Here is a 1,987-nt window from a genome sequence, read left to right as displayed (position 1 = left end):
GACATACAGCGTGGCTACAGCTAAGATAAACCATAACCGAGATAGGGCAGACACAGAACGAATTTTCGACTTGTGCACATTCCAGCCATTGGACTGATCATCCAAGAAGTTTTCTTCAATATCAAATGGGTGCGGCTCTTTTAAAAGTACGGTAGACTAGATCTCAGTAAAACTGACAAATTAGTCAGAGTAATAGTTTGAGTCAATACCTCCTGGTGGGTGACCAGCTGAAAAAGTCAGCAGTAGTTCAGGAAAAGTTTGGACCTATGCAACCATCGATCTCAAATGAAGACATGTTTTTCTCACAAGCGCGAGAGCTATTTGAAGAAATAGTGGACTGGCTGGGTTCAGATAGTGTTTGCGGTTTACAACATGGGGAATTAGAGAGTAAACTGCTTGAAAACGGATACGAACTATTAAGACGACTGCTGCAAGGTTACTTCGACAGACGAAGTGATGACGAGATCGAAGGAGAATGCTTAGGTAACGACGAAGCCAAGAGAACCCATAAGAAGAGATTTACAAGGAAGCTGACAACAATATTTGGCACGATCATCGCCAATCGAATCGGTTATGGTGGACGAAAAATAACTTCCCTCAACCCACTCGATGCCGAGTTAAACCTACCAGTAGAAAAATACTCCCACGGACTGAGAGAGCGAGTGGCTGTCGAAGTAGCTCGTTCAGGGTTTGGCGAAACAGTCGAAATCATACAGAAAACAACAGCCGCAAAAGTTGGTAAGCGACAAGTTGAACAATTGGCTGATAAAAGTGCTTGTGACTTTGATCAATTCTATGCTCATCAACAAGCACAATCGGTTGAATTGAAGGAGACGGGGGAAATAGTAGTTATTAGTGTGGATGGCAAGGGTGTTGTCATGCGTACAGAAGACTTACGTGCTCCCACGCAAAAAAGAGCGCTGGCAAATAGCAAGAAGTTAAATAAACGATTAACTAAGGGGGAAAAACGCAATTCAAAGCGAATGGCAACAGTGGCTTCAGTTTATACCATCAACCCTTTTGTTCGTACACCTCAACAAATTGTCAGCACAGAAGAAGAACACAAAAAAATCAAACGACCCAAACCAATCGGTAAGCGTGTTTGGGCAAGTTTAGTTAAAGAACCATCACTTGTTATAAAAGAAGCTTTTGACGAGGCATTACACCGCGACCCCAATCAACACAAGCGTTTTTGCGCTCTGGTCGATGGTAACAAGACACAATTATCGCGCTTTGAAAAAATTTGCTCGCGAACACCATCTCAAGTTAACGATTGTCCTGGATATTATTCATGTGATTGAGTATCTGTGGAAGGCTGCATTTGCCTTCTATTCGGACACTAGTCAACAAGCCGAAGTTTGGGTTAGTAAACGTTTACTGCTGATCCTTGAAGGTAAATCGAGTACAGTTGCTGGGGGTATGCGTGGTAGCGCTACAAAGCGCCAACTTTCTGCATCACAACGTCAGCCAGTGGATAAGTGTGCCAGATATTTACTCAACAACGCTGCTTACCTCAAATACCACGATTACTTGAAAGCTGGTCTTCCCATTGCCACTGGGGTTATTGAGGGCGCTTGTCGTCACTTAATCAAAGACAGGATGGACATTACCGGGGCTAGATGGAGTCTTATGGGTGCTGAGGCGGTTTTACGTCTGCGCTCGCTTTATGTTAGCGGTGATTGGCAAGAGTATTGGCCCTTTCACTTAAAGCAAGAGCATAAACGTAATCACTTGTCTTTGTACAAAGATGGCCTTCCTTTGATGAAACGACTAATTCAAGCTCGTTGCTCTATTACTGCTCCTCCTACTCTTCCGATACCTCTCTAAACCTGACCAAACGTCTTTCCAAAAGAGCCACACCAATATCAAATCGCATTCCATATTCCTGCGCATGTTTGGAGGGTCGTCTTTTCATCGCTAACAATCGCCCAAAACTCACCATTGACATTGTTGCGACCAAAGATGAGATGGACCCAACCGTACCTTT

2 protein-coding genes are annotated in these 1,987 nt (G+C 43.8%); one reads left to right on the top strand and one right to left on the bottom strand.

Features of this window, described 5'->3' with window-relative positions:
* The first annotated feature begins 266 nt into the window (after nt 1-266).
* A protein-coding gene (locus F6K37_RS39870) for an ISKra4-like element ISMpr2 family transposase (RefSeq protein WP_502887825.1) occupies nt 267-1,827 on the top strand; the annotation gives its coding sequence in 2 pieces (ribosomal slippage) (nt 267-1,229 and nt 1,231-1,827; 1,560 coding nt in all).
* Here F6K37_RS39870 and F6K37_RS39865 read toward each other — a convergent pair.
* The coding region (locus F6K37_RS39865; RefSeq protein WP_287256794.1) for a hypothetical protein at nt 1,805-1,987 on the bottom strand (183 nt) is incomplete at its 5' end. The genes F6K37_RS39870 and F6K37_RS39865 overlap by 23 nt on opposite strands.

Origin of the sequence: Moorena sp. SIO4E2 (assembly GCF_010671945.1) — a bacterium.
Classification (GTDB): domain Bacteria; phylum Cyanobacteriota; class Cyanobacteriia; order Cyanobacteriales; family Coleofasciculaceae; genus Moorena; species Moorena producens.
The sequence above is the reverse complement of the archived record's forward strand: the minus strand, read 5'-3'. Positions and strand labels throughout refer to the sequence as shown.